General features: G+C 71.1%; 11 protein-coding genes and 1 pseudogene. 5 read left to right on the top strand and 7 right to left on the bottom strand.

Features of this window, described 5'->3' with window-relative positions; all coding sequences use genetic code 11:
* The first annotated feature begins 119 nt into the window (after positions 1–119).
* The 3 genes and pseudogenes from ACGFH9_RS08295 to ACGFH9_RS08285 all read left to right on the top strand — a co-directional run bounded on the left by ACGFH9_RS08295 (position 120) and on the right by ACGFH9_RS08285 (position 2095).
* The gene (locus ACGFH9_RS08295) at positions 120–932 is read left to right on the top strand and encodes a M23 family metallopeptidase (RefSeq protein WP_393216879.1); all 813 of its coding nucleotides are present in this window, start codon (positions 120–122) and stop codon (positions 930–932) included.
* 12 nt (positions 933–944) lie between these two features.
* Positions 945–1178: pseudogene (locus ACGFH9_RS08290) on the top strand (M23 family metallopeptidase); the annotation flags it as partial.
* 170 nt (positions 1179–1348) lie between these two features.
* Positions 1349–2095 (top strand): hypothetical protein, encoded by a 747-nt coding sequence (locus ACGFH9_RS08285; protein ID WP_393216877.1) that lies wholly within the window; start codon positions 1349–1351, stop codon positions 2093–2095.
* A gap of 269 nt (positions 2096–2364) precedes the next feature.
* Here ACGFH9_RS08285 and ACGFH9_RS08280 read toward each other — a convergent pair whose 3' ends face one another.
* The 3 genes from ACGFH9_RS08280 to ACGFH9_RS08270 form a co-directional block, all read right to left on the bottom strand.
* Entirely contained in the window at positions 2365–3387 is a 1023-nt protein-coding gene (locus ACGFH9_RS08280) for a DUF5954 family protein (protein WP_393216875.1), read from the bottom strand.
* A gap of 243 nt (positions 3388–3630) precedes the next feature.
* Positions 3631–4344 carry a sulfotransferase domain-containing protein gene (locus ACGFH9_RS08275; RefSeq protein ID WP_393216873.1) on the bottom strand — a complete coding sequence of 238 codons (714 nt, stop codon included), beginning with the start codon at positions 4342–4344 and terminating at the stop codon, positions 3631–3633.
* Positions 4345–4947: 603 nt separating this feature from the next.
* Complete coding sequence (locus ACGFH9_RS08270; RefSeq protein WP_393216871.1) at positions 4948–6111, bottom strand: acyl-CoA dehydrogenase family protein; 1164 nt, start codon at positions 6109–6111, stop codon at positions 4948–4950.
* A 251-nt stretch (positions 6112–6362) separates the two neighbouring features.
* Here ACGFH9_RS08270 and ACGFH9_RS08265 point away from each other — a divergent pair, with 251 nt between their 5' ends.
* Both ACGFH9_RS08265 and ACGFH9_RS08260 read left to right on the top strand, forming a co-directional pair.
* Entirely contained in the window at positions 6363–7790 is a 1428-nt protein-coding gene (locus ACGFH9_RS08265) for a UDP-glucose dehydrogenase family protein (RefSeq protein WP_393216869.1), read from the top strand.
* 151 nt (positions 7791–7941) lie between these two features.
* Entirely contained in the window at positions 7942–12843 is a 4902-nt protein-coding gene (locus tag ACGFH9_RS08260; RefSeq protein ID WP_393216867.1) for an SCO7613 C-terminal domain-containing membrane protein, read from the top strand.
* 169 nt (positions 12844–13012) lie between these two features.
* Here ACGFH9_RS08260 and purE read toward each other — a convergent pair whose 3' ends face one another.
* From purE to ACGFH9_RS08240, 4 genes are read right to left on the bottom strand one after another with little or no spacing between them, the layout of a single operon-like run.
* The gene (gene purE / locus ACGFH9_RS08255) at positions 13013–13504 is read right to left on the bottom strand and encodes a 5-(carboxyamino)imidazole ribonucleotide mutase (protein ID WP_355621975.1); all 492 of its coding nucleotides are present in this window, start codon (positions 13502–13504) and stop codon (positions 13013–13015) included.
* A gap of 31 nt (positions 13505–13535) precedes the next feature.
* Positions 13536–14711, bottom strand: coding sequence for a 5-(carboxyamino)imidazole ribonucleotide synthase (locus ACGFH9_RS08250; protein ID WP_393216865.1), 1176 nt, complete (start codon positions 14709–14711; stop codon positions 13536–13538).
* A gap of 28 nt (positions 14712–14739) precedes the next feature.
* Positions 14740–16833, bottom strand: coding sequence for a thioredoxin domain-containing protein (locus ACGFH9_RS08245; RefSeq protein ID WP_393216863.1), 2094 nt, complete (start codon positions 16831–16833; stop codon positions 14740–14742).
* A gap of 40 nt (positions 16834–16873) precedes the next feature.
* Positions 16874–19354, bottom strand: coding sequence for a putative bifunctional diguanylate cyclase/phosphodiesterase (locus ACGFH9_RS08240; protein WP_393217017.1), 2481 nt, complete (start codon positions 19352–19354; stop codon positions 16874–16876).
* Positions 19355–19554: the final 200 nt, after the last annotated feature.

The raw sequence follows: 19554 nt of genomic DNA, 5'->3' as shown, positions 1-19554 counted from the left end.
TGACAGCTGAGTGCCTCGCTCGGCTATCCTCGGCGACACTTCGTGCCGTTTGCAATCGCATACAGGCTGACCTGCGTCCGTCCGAGGTGCCCCATGCCTACGCCCCCGCCGAGGCGGCGATGAGACCGCTCACGCTCGCACCCCTCGTACCCCTGGCGCTCGCCCTCAGCGTCGCCGTCGCGGCCACTGGCAGCGGCAGCCTCGAACCCGCCGCCTCCACCACCGGCTGCCTACCCGCCCTGGCACCCGGAAGCACAGCACAGGCCGAGTTGAAGGACCTCGCGCCGACCGCTCTGGCGCACGCCCAGAGCATTTACACCGCGTCTGTTCAGATGAAGCTGCCCGCCAGAGCCGCCGTGATCGGCATCGCCACCGCCCTGCAGGAGTCCCACCTCAGGAACCTTGCCAACGCGAACGTCCCCCGGTCCCTGACCCTCCCCCACGACGGCGTCGGCGCCGACCATGACAGCGTCGGACTCTTTCAACAACGACCGCTCCCGCCCGACGGAGCAGGCGGATGGGGCACCGTCCAGGAACTCATGACCCCGGCCATCTCCGCCACCAAGTTCTTCACCAAGATGCGTGGCATACCAGGCTGGGAAACCCTCCCCCTGACCGTCGTAGCCCAGCGCGTCCAGGTCAGCGCCTTCCCCGACGCCTACGCCCAACACGAACCCCTCGCCACCGCCATCGTCAACGCCCTCACCGACGGCAGCCTCACCTGCTCACCAGGAGCCGGCACCTGGGTCAAGCCCGTCAACGGCACCTTCACCAGCGGCTTCCGCACACCCGAACGCCCCACCCACGACGGCGTGGACGTCGCCGCACCCAAGGGAACACCGATCTACGCCGCCAGCGCCGGAATCGTCATCACCGCCAAATGCGGCAGCGCCAACTGCGACATCGACGGCTCACTCAACACGCCAGGCTGAGGATGGTACGTCCAGATCCGCCACGCCGACGACACCGCGACCCGCTACTGCCACATGCTCCACCGCCCGTACGTCGCCGTCGGGCAAACCGTCAGCACCGGACAACAGATCGGCGTCGTCGGCACCAGCGGCCACTCCAGTGGCCCTCACCTGCACTTCGAAACCCACACCAGCAACCCACCAGGTAGCGCCAACGCCACCGAACCATTCGCGTTCATGGCCGCTCGCGGTGTCCGCTTGAGTTGATCATGAATGTTGGTACTCACTAGATCTTTCGGTTTCTCATCGGCCTGTCGGTGCACTTGTCGGTGTCGGCATGTCGATGAGGCGCCGATGGCGCGGCGGAGGTCCACCCGGTCCCGGGGTGCTGGCGGGTTCACAGGGATCCGTGGCCGCAGCAACTACAGTTCGGCGACATGGGGCGCATCAAGGGGCACTACGAGTGGGACGACGATGACCTCACGCCGGGACAGAAGAGGGAAGGCGGCCTCCACCAGAACCTCTTCGACAGCGAAGGCAACCTCAAGGGCAGCGCTCGGTTCATCCCCGACGACGGATGCGAACCCGAGCCTCTTGTCGTCACTGAGACGGTCTACGTCCCCGTCGAACGGCGCCGCCGAACTCGGGAAGAGGAAGAACTCAATCAGGCCATCCATGACCTGGTCTACCACTTGATCGACCGTGGGATCGCCAAAGCCAAGCCCTTCGCGGAGCTGTGGTGGCGGGAAACGGCTCGTCCAGCCATCGATGCCCATCGGGCCAAGATGCTTGAGCGTCGCTCGCGGCGCAAGGCGCAGAAGAAGGCCCCTGTTATGGAGGGGACCGCTGTCGAGCCGTCTCAGAAACTGACTGAGGAGTCTGAAGAAGGCCGCCCCAATATGTCGAGTGCAGAGGCGCAGGCTCGGTACCTAGCGGCCCTCGCTGCTCGAGCGTACAGCGACGAGCAGATGAGGCTCGTGACTAGCGCCAACATCGTCGGTGGCGAAGGCCTTGCGGAGTTGACGCACTCGCTAGCAGAACTTCCGTCCGATCAGGTCAAGAGCTTGCTCGAGGCAATGGCGACCAACCCCTCCATGCTGGGCGAGGACACCCTGGCAGAACTGGCAAGCATCCTCGGACGGCAAGACCGCTCGGGATCTGACAAGTTGCGTCAACTTCGCTGAGGCGGATCGCTGGCCCTGCGTCTCATTCGTTCTGGCGACACCGCCAGGGAAACGACAGATCGATGGCAAAGAATGACCGACATCCGGTGAGAACCTCCGACGCGGCCAAAGGTCAGCCGGCTGCCCGCCGACAAGACCGCCGAGAACCTGCAATGGATCGCAGGACTCCTCGGTACGCACACGTGCGGCAGATCCACTTGACGTGAGGCAGATGCGGCTGCCAGTCGCCGCGAACGCCTCGCGGCTTGCCTTACGCGGCTGTAGCCGGGTCAGTCTGGATCGGGCATCAAACCCTGCTCGCGAAGGTCGTGGACCTGCCGAGCGGGCGGTGGATACGAGTCCCGGTCTGATGGGCGTGGCCCTTCCGGACCGTCGGGGCCGACCCGGACGAAGATCTCGACCCGGGTCACCCGGCACAGCACGCCCTGCACCTCGAAGTCGTCAGTACGTGGAGGCTGGTGCGCTGCGCGGGCGCGTTCGTACGCCGCCATGACGTGCTCGAACGGGGTGTTCTCGTCAAGCGCGACGTCTCCCATAGAGAAGGAACCTGCGTCCCGTGCCGCCTGCGGCGTCGGGTACATGGCCGCCGTTCGGGGCCGCCAACCGCCGTCGACGTAACCCCCGATGGTGTAACAGACGGGGAGCAGCACCACGTTCGGATGGGTGGTGAGCGCCCGCCGGGAGTCTGCGCGCACATTGTCCGAGACGACCTCCGACGTCAGGTAACCCGAGATCATTTCCATCCGGACGAGTCCGTCGGTGAGCCCGGTGCCCACGGTCGGGTCGATGACGAACCCGTCGATGGACGACGCGACCCGTTCCGCTTTGCCCGGTGGGTACGGGTCGGGGTCGGTAGGTCGGGGCGGCTCGGGCCCATCCGGGCCCATCCGGATGAACGGTTGGGCGCGAATGATCCGGTAGTGCAGGCCGTTGACGGTGAGCTCATCGAGCGGCTCCCAGTCGAGCAGCTCGTACGCCGCCTCGTACGCCGCCTCGTACGCCGCCCGCTCGGTTGCGTGCTCGTCGATCTTTGGCAGTTCGCTGTGAAGCTTGCGGAAGTGGGACGCGAGGCCGTCGCGGGCATGCTGAGGCTCGTCGGCGGTGAGCCGAAGGATCCGCCATCGGCCATCGACCTGCTGGGCGAAGCCAAAGATTGGCATGCTCCACATGAGCGTCGGATAGGCGATCGAGCGTTTCCGGGCGTCGTCCTCCGAGACCACCGACACCGGGTCGTCCCGCTGCTCAATCCTGACCAGTAGGTGATCAGGCACCCGCTCACCGTGATGCGTCACCTACGCATTGTGTCCCTATGATCGTTGGAACGCCATGCCACGTCGCCGCGAGTCGCACATCAGCAAGGCGCCGGCTCTGCGGCCATCTCTACGGCCCAGCGCAGACCTTCACCACGTTCCAGGAGCGCTACCTGGTACTGCGCACCGGCCTTACCTGCTCGGCATCGACGCTCCCGATCAGCCGCAACGTCAATCTTGGCCTGCCGGTCGTCGGCGGCCATCCGCTGAGCGAAGGACGGGCCCTCACGTTCGTTGCGAATCCTTCGTCTTGGTGCCGTAACCGAGTAGCTGCATCGCGGCGACGTTGTCGGACTGCGCCCAGAAGAGTTGGTGAAGCTCTGCGGGCAGTTCGTCGCGGTGGGTGTTGGTTAGTCCTCTACGGAAGAAACGGTCGTCGGATTGTTTAAGCTCGGCGAACGACGGGATCTGGGCGTCGGCGAGGGGTCCGAGCTGGGGTACCAACGTTTGCATTACTCGTTCGATGGCAGCCCTCGGCCGCAGGACGAGTTCCTCGTACCGCAGTGCCACTCGGTGAGGCGCCTCTGGCAGCAGCCAGCTCAGTACGTTGCGTCCCCAACTGCCGGTTCCGACCGTGCTCCGCTGGGTGATCATGGCGCGCAACTCCGTCTCGAACCTTGTGGCATCTGTTTCGCTCGTTTGGCGAGCCCACGAGACAAGCGCATCGCGGCCATCCCTGACCAGGCACATAACCTTGTCCATCTCGTCGATCTGGTCGTCGCGCTGTCGGTGCGTCTTCACGAAGTGAAGCTCACACGACTCGCGCATGACCTCGATTGGTGCGGGACGTTCTGTGAAGCCGACCAGATCGGCGCCCAGGCGCTGAGCCACGCCATCGACGTCATAGACGACGGATGTCCTTAGGCCGTAGAGCCGGTTGAGGACAATCCGAAGGAAGGTGTTGCCTGACCGGGGAAAGGAGGACACCCAGACAATCACCTATGCATAGTAGTGGGTGCAGGCGGTCGCGCGGTTCACCTCGGCTCACCGCTGCCTCCTGCGCCAGCCCCTTCGCCGTGGGTGAGCTATGAGGGTCGTCGGCGCCGCCGACCCCGCCCGCCTGCCTTTCGTGCCGCCCCGCCGCCAAGCGTCGCTCAGTCGATCACAGCACTTTGGCGAAGCCTGCCGCTCCCTGTCGGCGAAGGTCGACGCCTGCGCGCAGGGACGCCTGCCACGACATCTGCCCATTCGGCGATTCGGCGATTCGGCGGGCAGCCCTCGCATCAGACCCGACATGGCGAACATCGCCCGCCACTCTCACTCTAGGTGACCGCCGCTCCGATCCACACCAAGCAGCCCATCGATCGAACTCAAGCACATCCTTCGATGAACCAACCCGCGTTTCAGTGGGGCACGACGGTCCACTATGTAATCCACCCATGCAGATAGGCCGTTAGAGTTCCCCAGGATTTCCCCAGAACGCCAACCGAAAGCGTTCTGGGGCGACCGAAAATATCCCGCAAGGTAACCAGTCAGTCACGCTTCGCGATCGCATTGATCAGCTCAGCTACACCCGCTCTGAGCTGCGGAAACAGGCCGCGATCAGCCCTTCAGGAGCTGCCGGGCCATGACGATCCGCTGCACCTGGTTCGTGCCTTCGTAGATCTGGGTGATCTTGGCGTCGCGCATCATCCGCTCGACCGGGTAGTCGCGGGTGTAGCCGTAGCCGCCCAGCAGTTGCACCGCGTCGGTGGTGATCTCCATGGCGGCATCGGAGGCGAAGCACTTGGCCGCCGCGCCGAAGTAGGTCAGGTCGGCGTCGCCCCGCTCGGACTTGCCGGCGGCGGCGTACGTGAGCTGCCGGGCCGCCTCCAGCTTCATGCCCATGTCGGCGAGCATGAACTGGATGCCCTGGAACTCGGCGATCGCCTTGCCGAACTGGCGGCGCTCGGCGACGTACCCCTTGGCGTAGTCGAGCGCGCCCTGCGCGATCCCGACGGCCTGCGCCGCGATGGTGACCCGGGTGTGGTCCAGGGTCTTCATGGCGGTGGCGAAGCCGGTGCCCTCCGCGCCGATCATCCGGTCGGCGGGAATCCGGACGTTGTCCAGGTAGACCTCGCGGGTCGGCGAGCCCTTGATGCCGAGCTTCTTCTCCGGCGCGCCGAAGCTCACCCCGGCGTCGGACTTCTCCACCACGAAGGCGGAAATGCCCCGGGAGCGGGCAGCGGCGTCGGTAACGGCGAAGACGGTGTAGAACTCGGAGACACCGGCGTTGGTGATCCAGCGCTTCACGCCGTTGAGGACCCAGTGATCCCCGTCACGTACCGCTCGGGTCGTCATGGACGCCGCGTCGCTGCCCGCCTCGGGCTCGGAGAGGCAGTACGAGAACATGGCGTCGCCCGCCGCGACCGGTGTCAGGTAGCGGCGCTTGATGTCCTCGTCACCGGACAACAGCAGCGGCATCGTGCCGAGCTTGTTCACCGCCGGGATCAGCGAGGAGGACGCGCAGGCGCGCGCCACCTCCTCGATCACGATGGCGGTGGCCAGGGCATCCGCGCCCGCCCCGCCGTACTCCTCGGGGATGTGCGGCGCGTGGAAGTCGGCGGCCCGCAGCGCGTCGTACGACGCCTTCGGGAACTCACCGGTCTCGTCGGCCTCGGCGGCGTGCGGCGCCACCTTGGCGGCACAGACATCCCGGACGGCCTCCCGGATCGCCTCGTGCTCCTCGGGCAACCGGTAGACGTCGAACGACTCCCCTGCGGCCATGTCGGCCCCTCCCCTTCACCGCTATCATGCGCAGTCTGTGGCCTCCCCTGACCGCCGACCGCGCAGACTGAAGGATAGCGACTGCAGTTCAGGTGATGTTACCGGCGCGTAGGTATGGGCATGACGGAGCACCCGCGCCGCTGGGCGATGATGGAAGGCAGACAGTTGAGCCACCCCTCCGGTGCCCGGCCAGGCGCCGCAGCAGAATGCGACGCGACGACGCGCCGCCAGTGCGAGCGGAGAAGACAGGCGTGACGATCCCCTACCCCACCATCCAGCCGACCCCCGCCATCGCCGCGGTGACCCCGCCTTCGGGCGCGCCTCGGCCGCGGGTGACGTTCCTGGGGACCGGTTACCTCGGTGCGACGTACGCCATCTGCTACGCCGAACTGGGCTACGAGGTGCTCGGGTTCGACGTCGACGCGGACAAGATCGCGATGCTGAACGCCGGCGAGGTGCCGATCCACGAGCCCGGCCTGGACGAGCTGCTCAAGCGCAACCTGGCCGCCGGCCGGCTGCGGTTCTCGACCGACATCGCGGAGACCGCCGAGTTCGGTGACGTGCACTTCATCTGCGTCGGCACCCCCCAGCGGGCCGACGGGATGGGCGCCGACCTGTCGTACGTCGAGGCGTCGGTCACCAGCCTCGCGCAGCACCTGACCCGCAAGGCGCTGATCGTCGGCAAGTCCACCGTGCCGGTGGGCACCGCCGAGTGGGTCGAGCAGCTCGTCGGCAAGCACACCCCCGGCGACCTGGGCGTCGAGGTGGCGTGGAGCCCCGAGTTCCTCCAGGAGGGTTTCGCCGTCGACGACGTGCTGCGGCCCAACCGGATCGTGGTCGGCGTCAAGAGCGAGTGGGCCAACGGCATGCTCTACGCCGCGCACAAGGGCGTCTTCGACCTGGCCGCCACCGAGGACCGCGAGGTGCCGCTGGTGGTCAGCGACTTCGCCACGGCCGAGCTGGTCAAGGTTGCGGCGAACGCCTTCCTGGCCACCAAGATCTCGTTCATCAACGCCATGGCCGAGGTCTGCGAGGCCAGCGGCGGCGACGTCACCCAGCTCGCTCGGGCCATCGGGTACGACCCCCGCATCGGCAACCGTTTCCTCCAGGCCGGCCTCGGCTTCGGCGGCGCCTGCCTGCCCAAGGACATCCGCGCATTCCAGGCCCGTGCGCAGGAGCTGGGCGCCGGTGAGGCTCTGCGCTTCCTGCACGAGGTCGACCTGATCAACCTGCGTCGCCGGACCCGCGTGCTCCAGCTCGCGGCGGACCTGCTCGGCCGCCGCTCCGGGCCGGCCGGCCCGGACTTCTCCGGCACGCGGATCGCCGTGCTGGGCGCGACCTTCAAGCCCAACACCGACGACGTCCGCGACGCCCCGGCGCTCGCCGTCGCCGCGCTGTTGCAGAAGGCCGGGGCCGACGTCCACGTGTACGACCCGCAGGGCACCGAGAACGCCCGCCGAGCGGTGCCCGAGCTGACCTACGAGCCCGGCATCAACGAGGCCGTCGCCGGCGCCGACCTGGTCTGCGTCCTCACCGAGTGGGCGGACTTCCGCAACGCCGACCCGGTCGCCCTGGGCGAGCTGGTCGGCGGCCGCAAGGTCGTCGACGGGCGCAACTGTCTCGACTCGGCACTGTGGACCCAGGCCGGCTGGGAGTACCGGGGCATGGGCCGCCCCTGACGATCCACCACATCATCGGCCGGTCGCGAAGTGCTTTTCGCGGCCGGCCGGTGATGTTCTTTGCCACGGACCCGCCGACAAGTGTCGAAATCCGCGCCAGCTTTGGGCATGCTGCGACAGTGGGAGTCCACAGTGCGGGTGGAGGGGTGTCGTGGCGACCTTTCAATGCTCCTCGTGCGGCCGGGAGATCAAGCCGGCCGTACAGTGCCCGCACTGCGGGGCCGACCAGCCCCAGTGGGTCGAACATCTGGCGGACATCGAGCGCTCGATCGCGGAGATGAAGGCGCGCGACGCCGCCATCGCCAGCGAACAGCGGCAGATCGCCGCCAAGATGCAGGCCGCGCTGTTCCAGCGGGACATCCTCTCCCACGCCGGTGAGGAGCGGATCAAGCAGGCCACCCGACCTCGACGGGTGCTGCGCCGCCGCCCCGGTCGCCGTCCGCCGACGGTTACCACCGGCGCGCCGCCGCCCCGGGTTCCCCGCCAGGGCACGCCGCCCGTCCCGGAGGACCCGCCGCCGCCCCCGCCCCCCCGGGCCTCCTGGCTGGACGCCGACGACCCCGAACACCCCCGGGAGGCGTCGTCCCGGGAGGTGCAGAACATCCCGCTCGGACTGGGCGCGCTGCTGCTCGCCGTGGCCGCGGTGGTCTTCGCCGCGGTGGCGACCAGTTCGATGGACGCGCTGGCCCGCCTCGGTGTCCTGCTGCTCGCCACGGCGCTGATGCTGCTCGCCCCGCCGGTGCTGGCGCGGCGCGGGCTCACCTCCACCGCGGAGACGATCTCGGCGGTGGGTCTGCTGCTCGTGCCGCTGGCCGGGTACGCGCTCTGGGCGGTGGACCGGGTCGGCGGCGGCTCGTCGGGAGCCGTCTTCGCCGGATTGATCTTCGCGGCCACCGCCGCCGTGTCCGTCGGGTACGCCGCCTGGACGGGCCTGCGCGCACCTCGCTTCGCGACGGTGGTCGCCGCGCAGCCGGCGCTGCCGTTGCTCGCGTACGACCGGATCACCGGGCCGGCCGGCTGGGCGCTGGTGCTGACCCTGGTGGCTCTCCTCGACCTCTGGCTGGCCCGCTCCCCGGTCGTGGTGGAGCGCCCCGTCCCGCCGGACCTGCCGGCACCCTCCGGCGGATCGGCAGCACCCCGGCAGCGCGACGCCGAGGCCCGGCCGGAGGGCGACCCGGAAGAGGCCGGCGAGGTGCTCGACGCCGACCCGGGCACCGCCGACACCCGGCCGGCCCGCCCGGTGCCCGGCCTTCGCGAGCTGACCTGGGCGCTGCACGCCGTAGCCGTCGCGGTCGCCCTGGCGTACGCGGTGACCGCCCTGCTGCGGGCAGAGACCGTGCCCACGGCGACCGGTGCCGGGCTGGTCCTCCTGCTCGCCGCCGTCGTCGGACTGGCCGGCGCGCTGGTGCTGCGCCGCCCCCCGCTGCCGGACGTGGCGGCAGGCATCGTCACCCTGGCCGTGATCGGCTCGTTCGGCCGGATCGTCTCGGTGGCACTGCCCGACCAGTCGTTACTGCTGATCGCGGCCGTGATCACGGCGACCGGGCTGGCCGTACGCGCGGTCCCCGAGGCAGCCCGACGCGGTCCGCAGATCGCCTCGGCGGTCGCACTCACCGTCAGCGGGCTGGTGGTCGCCGGAGGAGCGCTCCGGGCCGGCGTGGCCCCTGTCCGGGCGGCACTGCCCGCCTGGGACGCCGACCTCGACCGGTACGCCACCGAGCTGGCCGCCGCCGTCGGCCCGACCACGTGGCAGCTCGCCGCCGCCGCGTTCCTGCTCACCATCGCCGCGGTGCTGGCCCTGCCGCCGGAGATCCGCCGCGAGTTCGCGGTCGCCGGTGCCGCGTTGACGGCGCTCGCCGTACCGGCGTCGTTCAGCCTCGGGTGGGCGTCCGCCCCCTGGCCGATGGTGGTCACCGCGATCGGCATCGGGGTCATCGGCCTCTCCGCGCGTACCACCCGGGCTGCCCTGGCCCACGCGGTCGGCGCCGCCGTGGTGGGCCTGTTCGGCGCGGGCGCCGGCCTGTCCCGGCCCGCGCTCACGGCCGCGGTCCTGCTCACCCTGTTCGCGGCCGGCGCGCTGGTCGCCCTGGCACCCCGGGTCCGGATCGCGTCGGCCGCAGCCGACACGGTCACGGCCTGGGCCGCCGGAGGCGCGGCCTTCGCGCTGCCCGGAGCGGTGGCCGCCTTCGTGGCCGCCACCATGCCCGTCGACGAGACACCCACCCCGGCCAGCCTCCGCGAGGTGACCGTCCCGGTGCTGGCGGCGAGCTTCCTGGCCGTCTGCGTGACCCTCGGGTACGCCGCGATGGTGCAGGTCTCGCAGCGGCGGATCCCGGTGCCCCTGTCGGTGGGCACCGGGCTGGGCGGGCTCGTCGTCACCGCCGCCGCCTTCGGCGCACCCGGTGCGACGGTCGCCGACGCTTGGGTCGGGGCGCTGCTGCTGGTCGCCGCGGTACTGCTCTTCCTGGCTCCCTCGATCGACGCCGGCCGCCGTTCCGACCTCGCCCTGGACGGCTCCGACCTGGCCGCCGCGGCGGTGACCACCGCCCTGATCGCCACGATGGTGCGGATCGCCGCGGTCCTCGCCCCGGGTGGACAGCTGGCGGTGGCCGCCGGCCTGCTCCTGGTCGTGGCCGTGGCCGCCCGCGCCATGCCCGAGGATTGGCGACGCGGCCCGATCCTCGGCATCGCCGTCGGCGGCGTACTCATCGGAGTGTTGGCGGGTTGGACGGCGCTGCGCGGTGGGGTGGGTGTGCTGGCCACGCCCGGTCCGATCTGGAACGGCGACCTGAGCAACTGGCCTGCGGCGCCGACCGGAGGTGCGACCTGGCAGGCGCCGATCGCACTGCTGCTGCTGGCCGTCGCCGCCGGCGTCCTGCTTCCGCCGCCCTGGCGGTGGGACGCGTCCGGCGTGGCCGTGGTGCTCGCCACCATCGGCGCGCCGGCCGCCTTCGACCTGCCCTGGTGGTCACCGGTGCTCGTCGGGGCCATGGTCGCCACCGTCTTCGGAATGGCGGCGGTGGCCACCGTGGAGGGTCGGGCCGGGCTGTCCCGGGCCACCGTGGCCGGAGTGGTCGCGCTGCACGGTACCGGCGCCGGCCTGGTCCGCCCGTGGACCACCGCGCTGGCGCTGGGCAGCATCGCGCTGATCGGAGTCGTGGTGGCCACGCTGGCGCGTGTGCTGGCCGCGCGACAGGTCGACGACCTGGAGACCGAGGGCATGCCGCCGCACCTGGCGCAGATCGGGGGCGCGGCCGCCGGCGCGGCGCTGCTCGCACTGCCCGGCGCGGTGGCGGCGTTGGCCGTCGAGTTCCAGCACACGGCAGAGGTGGTGCTGACCGCCGCGCTGGCCGCGTCCAGCCTCGGCCTGGCCGGCGTGGCCGCCGTACGCCGGCACGTGCCGCAGTACCTGCCCTGGGTCAGCGTGGCCGTGGTCGGCGGTGCGAGCATCAGCGCGCTCGCCGCCATCCCGACCGGCCTGCCCGTCGGGGTGTACGCGGCCGCCGCCGCGCTGCTCGGTGTCCTCGCCGAGCTGATCCGCGCGGCGACCGTGCCGCCCACCGCCGCCGCCCAGCCGGTCCGCCGCTGGGCGATGCTGCTCGACGGCGCGTTGCGCCGGCTACCGGACGACCCGGATCGGCGGCGGTGGCGGGTCAGCCCCTCCGCCGGCGCGCTCGCAGCCGCCGCCCTGCCGACCGCCCTGGCCCTCGTCTCGATCGCGCCCGCGCTGGTCTTCGCCCTGGTCGAGCCGCAGCGCACGTTGAATCGGATCTGGCAGGGTCCACCGCCGGAACTGCTCACCCCGCCGCCGGACGTGGTCAATCCGACCCACGTGCTGACCGCGCTGCTGCTCACGGCGACAGCGGCCCTGGCCGCCACCGGGTTCAGTGGCGGGCGGCGGTCCCGAGCCGTACCTGTGGTGCTCCCCGGCGCCGCCGTCACGCTGCTGATCGCGCCCATCGCGCTGGGCAGCAGCTGGCCGGCGAGCACCCTCGCCGCGCTGTCCGTGTTCACCATCTCCATGCTCGGTCTCGCCCTGACCCCGCCACCGCCGCTCGTCGAGCCGGCCCGTTCGCTGCGGCTGGCCCGGGTGCTGGTGTTCGTCATCGGTCTGGCCGCCGGTGGCGCCGGCCTGGCCGGCAGCCTGGCCGACCGGCAACTGACCCTGTTCACCCTCGGTGGCGCGGTGGGTGTGGGCGCGGTGGCGGCCCTGTTCGGCACCACCCAGCGGGCGCGCATCCTCGGCTGGCTCTTCGCCTCGCTGATGGCGCAGCTCTTCGTGCTGACCGCCGGCCTGATCGCCGGGCTCGCCGCGGTCTGGTCCGCGTTCGGAGTGCTCGCCGTCGGCGCGATACTCCAGGTCCTCGCGGCGACCCTGCCCCAACTGCGCCGTCCCGAGGCGCAGCGCGAGGCGGCCACCGTGCAGTGGACCGGGTACGCGGCGGCCCTGATCGCGCTGGCGCTCGCCTTCGACTCACCGCGGCACATCGCCGCCCTGCTGGCGGCCTGGGGTGCGGTCCTCGGCGTGGCGGCGACCCGACCCGGCCGACGGCCCGTGGAGCGGCGGATCCTCTTCTGGGCGGTGGTGTTCTGCGAGATCACCGCCTGGTGGATCCTGATGCGCGTCGCCGACGTGGCGCTGCCCGAGGCGTACACGCTGCCGTTCGCCGCGCTGGCCCTGCTGGTCGGCGTGCTGGAACTGCGCCACCGCCCGGATCTGAGCAGTTGGGTGGCGTACGGGCCGGCGCTGGTCGCCGCGTTCGTGCCGACGCTGGCGATCGTGCTGGCCACCGAATCCAGCACACTGCGGCAGATGCTGTTGCTGCTCGGTGCGGTGGCGGTGCTGATCTTCGGCTCGTCCAGCCGGCAACAGGCCCCGGTGATCGTCGGCGCGTCGGTCACCGCGATCGCCGCGATCCACGCACTGGTCAGCCTCGGCCCGTGGCTGGCGCTGATCCCCGTGGGCATCCTGCTGCTCGTCCTCGGTGCCAGCAACGAACGCCGCCGCCGAGCTCAGGAACGCCTCCAGACCGCCCTACGCGGCATGAGATAAATCGGAGGGTCACGGCGGTGCGGGTCGGTGGGCACGGTGAGCGTGCCGGGTCCGCGCGGTCCGGGTCTCCCGCGATCTTGCACTTTCTGTCGCCGCATAGGTGGACAAATGCCGCTTAGCGACCACCGAAAGTGCAAGATCGCGGGGGCGGGAGGGCGCGGGGTGCGGGTTAGGGCAGGGTGGCTTGGAGGGCTGCGTCCTTGGTCTTGATGAGCTGCTCCAGGTCCTGCTGGTACTTCGCCATGCGGGTCCGCAGCGTCTCGTCGGACGCGCCGAGGATCCGGACGGCCAGCAGGCCGGCGTTGCGGGCGTTGCCGATCGACACGGTGGCCACCGGAATCCCTGCCGGCATCTGCACGATGGACAGCAGCGAGTCCATGCCGTCGAGGTGCTTCAACGGCACCGGCACGCCGATCACCGGCAGCGGTGTCACCGAGGCGACCATGCCCGGCAGCGCGGCGGCGCCACCCGCACCGGCGATGATCACCTTGAGCCCACGGTCGACGGCGTCCCGGCCGTAGTCGATCATCGCGACCGGGGTCCGGTGTGCCGAGATGACCCGCACCTCGTACGACACCTCGAAGTCGTCCAGCACCTCTGCGGCAGCCCGCATCGTCGGCCAGTCCGAGTCGCTGCCCATGATCAGTCCGACCGTGGTCACCGGAATCCTCCTTGGTTCGCGGCCGCCCGGGTCACTCGTGCCCCTCGCGGAGCCAGCGCGCGGCCCGCGCCGCCCGGGCCCGTACGTCGTCCAGATCGTCGCCGAGCACCGTGACGTGCCCGATCTTGCGGCCGGGGCGTACCTGCTTGCCGTAGAGGTGCACCTTGGCCCCCGGCTCGGCGGCGAAGAGGTGGTGCAGCCGCTCGTCGATCGAGATCCCGCCCGGCTCGCCACCGAGGACGTTCGCCGAGACCACCACCGGTGCCGTCAGCGCCGTGTCGCCCATCGGGTAGTCCAGTACCGCCCGCACATGCTGCTCGAACTGGGAGGTCCGGGCACCCTCGATGGTCCAGTGCCCCGAGTTGTGCGGACGCATCGCCAGCTCGTTGACCACGATCGCCGGCCGGCCGGCGTCGTCGCGCACCTCGAAGAGCTCCACGGCGAGCAGACCGACCACGCCGAGCGCGGTTGCCAGGTCGATGGCGAGCTGCTGGGCGGCGACGGCCAGGTCCTCGTCCAGGCCGGGTGCCGGGGCCAGCACCTCGACGTTGATGCCGTCGCGCTGGACCGTCTCGACCACCGGGTACGCGGCCACCTGCCCGAACGGCGAACGGGCCACCTGCACGGCGAGTTCCCGGCGCAGCGGCACCCGCTCCTCGACGAGCAGCCGGGTGCCTCCGGCGAGCAGCGTGGTCGCCAGCTCGGTCGCCTCGGTGGCGTCGTCGACCATCCAGACGCCCCGGCCGTCGTAGCCGCCCCGGGCCGCCTTGAGCACCACCGGCCCGCCGACCTGCTCGCCGAAGCCGACCAGGTCGGCGGGTTCGCCGACCGGCCGCCACGCGGGGTTGGGAGCGCCCAGCTCGGTCAGACGCTCCCGCATCACCTGCTTGTCCTGGGCGTGCAGCAGCGCGTCCGCTGGCGGGTACAGGGTCACCCCTTCGGCCGTCAGGGTGCGGATGTGCTCGTTGGGCACGTGCTCGTGGTCGAAGGTGACCACGTCACAGCCCTTGGCGAAGGTACGCAGGGCGACCAGGTCGGTGTGGTCGCCGTACTGGACGTCGGCGGCGACGAGCGCCGCACCGTCGTCGGGGGTGCTCGCGAGCACACGCAGTGACTGGCCGAGGGCGATCGCGGCCTGGTGGGTCATCCGGGCCAACTGGCCGCCACCCACCATGCCGACAACAGGCAGACCGGTACGGGAATCCATAGCGCGGCCAGCCTACCGGGTGCCCGACTCAGCCCAGCTCGGCGATCAACTCATCGACGGTGGTGACCGGCCGCTGGCAGACAAAACTCCGGCAGACGTACGCGGCGGACCGGCCGTCGACCAGCGGACGGTCGGCGAGCAACGGCACACCGGGCTGGTCCGGAAGGCCGGCGACCACCACCGCGCCGGGCGGTGCGTACCGGTGGGCGGCGGCCACCAGCGGGTCGCCGGCCGGGTCGTCGGTTGCCACCGCGATCTCGTACGGCCCCGACAGCAGCGCCTCGCCGACGGTCGCCGCGTACCCGGCGAAGCGGGCGTGCCGCCCCACGATCGGTGCCACGGTGGCGAGCGCCGCCTCGGCGGCCTCGCGGTAGCGGGTCTCCCTGGTCAGCGCGGAGTACGCCACCAGCCCGGCCACCAGCGCCGACCGTCCCGACGGGGTGGCGTTGTCGGTCGGATCGGCCGGCCGGGCGACCAACTGCTCCGCATCGTCGGCCGTGTCGTAGTAGGCGCCACCGGGCGCGGCGAAGCGCTCCAGCGCGGTGTCCAGCAGCTGACCGGCCAGGGTCAGCCAGCGTCCCTCGCCGGTGAACTGGTGCAGCGCGCAGAACGCCTCGGCCACGCAGCCGTAGTCCTCCAGAACCCCGGCCGGCTCGCCGACCCTGCCGTCGCGGGAGACCCGACGCAGCCGGCCGTCGACCACGTGCACGGAGGCCAGATGCTCGGCGGCGTCACGCATCGCGCCGTCCGCGACGATGGTGACGCCCTCCAACAGGTTGGCGCCCTCGTCCCGCGTCTTCAGGAACAGCGCGGCGACCTGGAGGAACTCGACGATCGCGGTGATCGCCAGGCCGTTCCACGCGGCCACCACCTTGTCGTCGCGGGCCGGCTGGGGACGGGTGTCGCGGGCCGCGAGCAGTTGCCCGACCACACCCTGCCAGCGGGTACGGATCTCGGGCGCGACATCGTCGACGTCCCGCGCGAGCTTGAGCACGCTCGTGCCGTGTTCGACGCCTCTCCTTCCGTCCGGAGCGCCGCCTTGCGGCGCGGAGGCGGAATGAGGGGCGAAGGTGCCGTCGTCGGTGACCGCGAACAGGTCGGCGGCGAAGCGGCCGTCGTCCTCGCCGAGCGCCTCGACGAGCTGCGCGGGCGTCCAGGCGTAGGTGAGGCCCTCGACGCCCTCGGTGTCGGCGTCCAGCGCGGACGCGAACCCCTCCCCCGGCCGGTGCAGCTCGTCGGCGAGGAACCGGGCCGTGTCCCGGGCGACGCGACGGGCCAGCGGATCGCCGGTCAGCCGCCAGAGCTGCGTGTAGACGCGCAGCAGCAGCGCGTTGTCGTAGAGCATCTTCTCGAAGTGCGGCACCGTCCAGTGCGCGTCCACCGAGTACCTGGCGAAGCCACCGGCGAGCTGGTCGTAGATGCCGCCCCGGGCCATCGCCTCGGCGGTGTGCCGCACGATCTCCAGGCTGCGCGGGTCACCGGTGCGCTGGTGGTGGCGCAGCAGGAAGAGCAGGTTCATGTGCGGCGGGAACTTCGGGGCGCCCCCGAACCCGCCGTTCGTCTCGTCGTACTCACCGGCCAGGTTGCCGGCCGCGGCGTCGAGCAGTGGGCCGTCCAGCGGCGCGGTGGGGCCGCCCACGGCCTGCGCGCCACCGATCGCCTCGACCACGGCGGCGCCCTGGCGCAGCACCTCGTCGCGCTGATCCCGCCAGGCGGTGGTGACCGACTGGAGCAGGCGGGTGAAGTTGGCGCGCGGGAAGTAGGTGCCGCAGAAGAACGGCGTGCCGTCTCCGGTGGCGAAGACCGTCATCGGCCAACCGCCCTGACCGGTCATCGCCTGGGTGGCGGTCATGTAGACGGCGTCGACGTCGGGACGCTCCTCGCGGTCCACCTTGATCGACACGAAGTTGTCGTTCATCAGCTTGCCGACCTGCTCGTTCTCGAACGACTCGTGCGCCATGACGTGACACCAGTGGCAGGCCGCGTAGCCAACCGAGATGAGCACCGGCACGTCACGCCGTTTCGCCTCGGCGAACGCCTCGTCGCACCAGGGCCACCAGTCGACCGGATTGTCGGCGTGCTGGAGCAGGTACGGGGAGGTGGCGTCGGCGAGTCGATTCACCCGACGACCATAACCACCCCGGCCGGGACGCGCCGGGCGGTCAGGATGCGCCGTCGGCGCGCAGGCGGAAGACGTTCGAGTCGGCCGAGTCGCGCAGCGAACCCAGCACCGCGCCGATCTTGTCCGCCGGCATGGGCTTGAAGAAGTGGTAGCCCTGCGCGGACGTACAGCCCAGCTCGGCCAGGGCCAGCCGTTGCTCGGCCGTCTCCACGCCCTCGGCGACCACCCGCAGCCCCAACTCGTGGGCGAGCCCGACGGTGGTCCGGACGATCGCCGCGGCCTCCGGCGAGTCGGCCATCCGGATCACGAAGGAGCGGTCCACCTTCAACTCGTCCACCGCGATCCGGGTGAGGAAGGTCAACGAGGAGAAGCCGGTGCCGAAGTCGTCGACCGCGAGCTGCACGCCCATCGATCGGAGCTTGGCGAGCACCTCGTCGATGATCTCCAGCTCGCTCATCACCACCGTCTCGGTGATCTCCAGGACCAGCCGGTGGGGTGGCACCTGGTGTCGGCGCAGCGCGTCGGCGATCTCCGCCGGCAGGCGGGGATCGAGCAGGCTACGCGCGGACAGGTTGACCGAGATCGGGACGTCCAGCCCCTCGCGGGCCCAGCTCGCAGCCACGCCGAGCGCCTTGTCGAGCACATAGCGGGTGAAGGTGCCGAGCTGCTCGCTGTTCTCCACGGGGCGGATGAAGTCGGCCGGGTTGAGCCAGCCCCGCCGGGGGTGCTGCCAGCGGATCAGCGCCTCCACGCCGGTGGGCGCGCCGGTGGCCAGGTCGACCGCCGGCTGCAACGCCAGCACCAACTGGTCGTCGACCTTCAACGCCTCGCGCAGCTCCGCCAGCAGGGCCAACTGGTCGGTGCTGGCCGCGTCCCGGGTGCTGTCGTACGCGGCAACGCTGCCGCCGCCCTCCTTGGCCTGGTACATCGCGATGTCCGCGCGGCGCAGCAGCTCGGTCAGGTCGGCGGTGCCGGCGTCGGCGACGACCACGCCGACGGAGACCTCGATGGACATCCGTACCCCGGCCACCTCGGTCGGCGCGGCCAGCCGCTCGGCGATCTCGCGGGCCTGACGCAGCGCGTGTGCCATCGGCGCGGCCCGGTCACCGAGCACGGGGACCGAGGTGACCAGCAGCGCGAACTCGTCGCCTCCGAGCCGGCCGAGCAGGTCACCGGGGCGGGTCAGCGCGCTGAGCCGGTTGGCGGTCAGCCGCAGCAACTGGTCGCCGGCCGCATGCCCAAGGGTGTCGTTGACTTCCTTGAACTGGTTGATGTCCAGCAGCAGCAGCGCCACCGGGTGGTCGTGTGCGAGCTGCCGCAGCGACTGGTCGCCCTTGCCGAGCATCGCCGCGCGGTTCGCCAGCCCGGTGAGCGGGTCGTGCACCGCCTCGTATGACGATCGGGCGGTGACCAGCCGCAGCTCCCGGTGGGTCGCCGCGTCGTGCAGGGCGGCGGCGAGCGCATCCCCGAACGCGGCCACCGCGTCGCGTTCCCGGGTCGACGGTGGAGCGGAGCGGGGGAACCGGACCCGTAGCTGACCGACCGGCGCGGCACCCACCGACAGGGGACGGACCAGCTCGTACTCGTCGGGCTCGGACCGCTCGGGCGGGCCGACCTCCCGGTCGAGCAACTGACCCCCGGCGTCCCCCCGGTAGCGGCGCCACCTGCCGTCCGGCCGGGCCACGTCGACATCGACCAGCTCGGCGTTGAACAGCGTCAGCGCGCCGGTCACCGCCGCGCTGGCCACGCCCCGCTCGTCGAGCTGGTTGAGGGCCGCGGTCGCCTCGGCGAAGGCACGCCACGTCCGGCGTTCCTGGTCCGCCCGCAGGCGGTAGCGGTACGTCTGTTGCAGCAGCCAGAGCAGCGGTGGGAGCAGCAGCAACCAGCGCGGGTCCAACTCCAGCAGCGCGATCACCACCAGACCGACCGCCACGTTGCCGACGAACATCAGCAGCTTGCCCCGCAGCGCGGCCAGCAGCGGCGGCCCGACCGGCAGCCCGTGCCGCAGGCTCAGGGCGACCCCACCGAGCCAGGCCGTCACCATCAGGTACGTCACCGACCCCGCGACCACGGCCAGCGCCAGCATCGGGTTCGGCGGGGTGAGCAGGGGATGCCCGAGGGCGGTGGTCACGGTCACGGCCAGCGCCGACGCGGCGGCCAGCGACGCGGCGATCCGGACGATCTCCAGCGGCGGGCGGCGGTCACTGTGCAGGGACAGCCCGGTCCAGGCCAGCCCGGTACCGAGGAGCGTGGCCGACGGCAGCCAGCCGGCCGGGGCGAGGTAGAGGCAGACGATCAGGGCGGCCTCACCCCAGGTGATGCTGACCATGCCGGCCGCGCCGCGGAACCGGAGCCGGGCCAGTTGGGCCACGGCCAGGACGCCGACGGCGATACCGAAGCGGGCCGGACCACCCAGCGGGTCATCGGCCGGCAGGCCGGACGGAAGAGTCAACCCGACCACGGCGGCAACCAGCGCGGTCACCGTGACCGCGAGGGTCAGCACGCGCAGCCGGGCAGGCATGCCGTGCGCCCCGAGCCGGTCGAACGGGTCGCCGGCCGGGCCGGAGGTCATCGACCTCTCCCGTCAGCCGGTCGAACGTCGGTACGGCGGGCGGCCGGTGCTGTGCTGGTCATCGGCGCCCCCTTCCGCGCACGGCTCGGAGACTTTTGGTCCCCCGGCGGAAGGCTAAGCCAAACCGGGTGGTCGCAACAGGGGTCCAC

The organism is Micromonospora sp. NPDC049102 (assembly GCF_043197485.1).
Taxonomy (GTDB): Bacteria; Actinomycetota; Actinomycetes; order Mycobacteriales; family Micromonosporaceae; genus Micromonospora.
The sequence above is the reverse complement of the archived record's forward strand: the minus strand, read 5'-3'. Positions and strand labels throughout refer to the sequence as shown.

Bases quoted from the DNA above. Each gene is read 5' to 3' on its own strand.
- ACGFH9_RS08295 (WP_393216879.1), top strand. From the start codon at position 120: ATGAGACCGCTCACGCTCGCACCCCTCGTACCCCTGGCGCTCGCCCTC.
- ACGFH9_RS08285 (WP_393216877.1), top strand. From the start codon at position 1,349: ATGGGGCGCATCAAGGGGCACTACGAGTGGGACGACGATGACCTCACG.
- ACGFH9_RS08270 (WP_393216871.1), bottom strand. From the start codon at position 6,111: ATGGCCGCAGGGGAGTCGTTCGACGTCTACCGGTTGCCCGAGGAGCAC.
- ACGFH9_RS08250 (WP_393216865.1), bottom strand. From the start codon at position 14,711: ATGGATTCCCGTACCGGTCTGCCTGTTGTCGGCATGGTGGGTGGCGGC.
- ACGFH9_RS08240 (WP_393217017.1), bottom strand. From the start codon at position 19,354: ATGCCTGCCCGGCTGCGCGTGCTGACCCTCGCGGTCACGGTGACCGCG.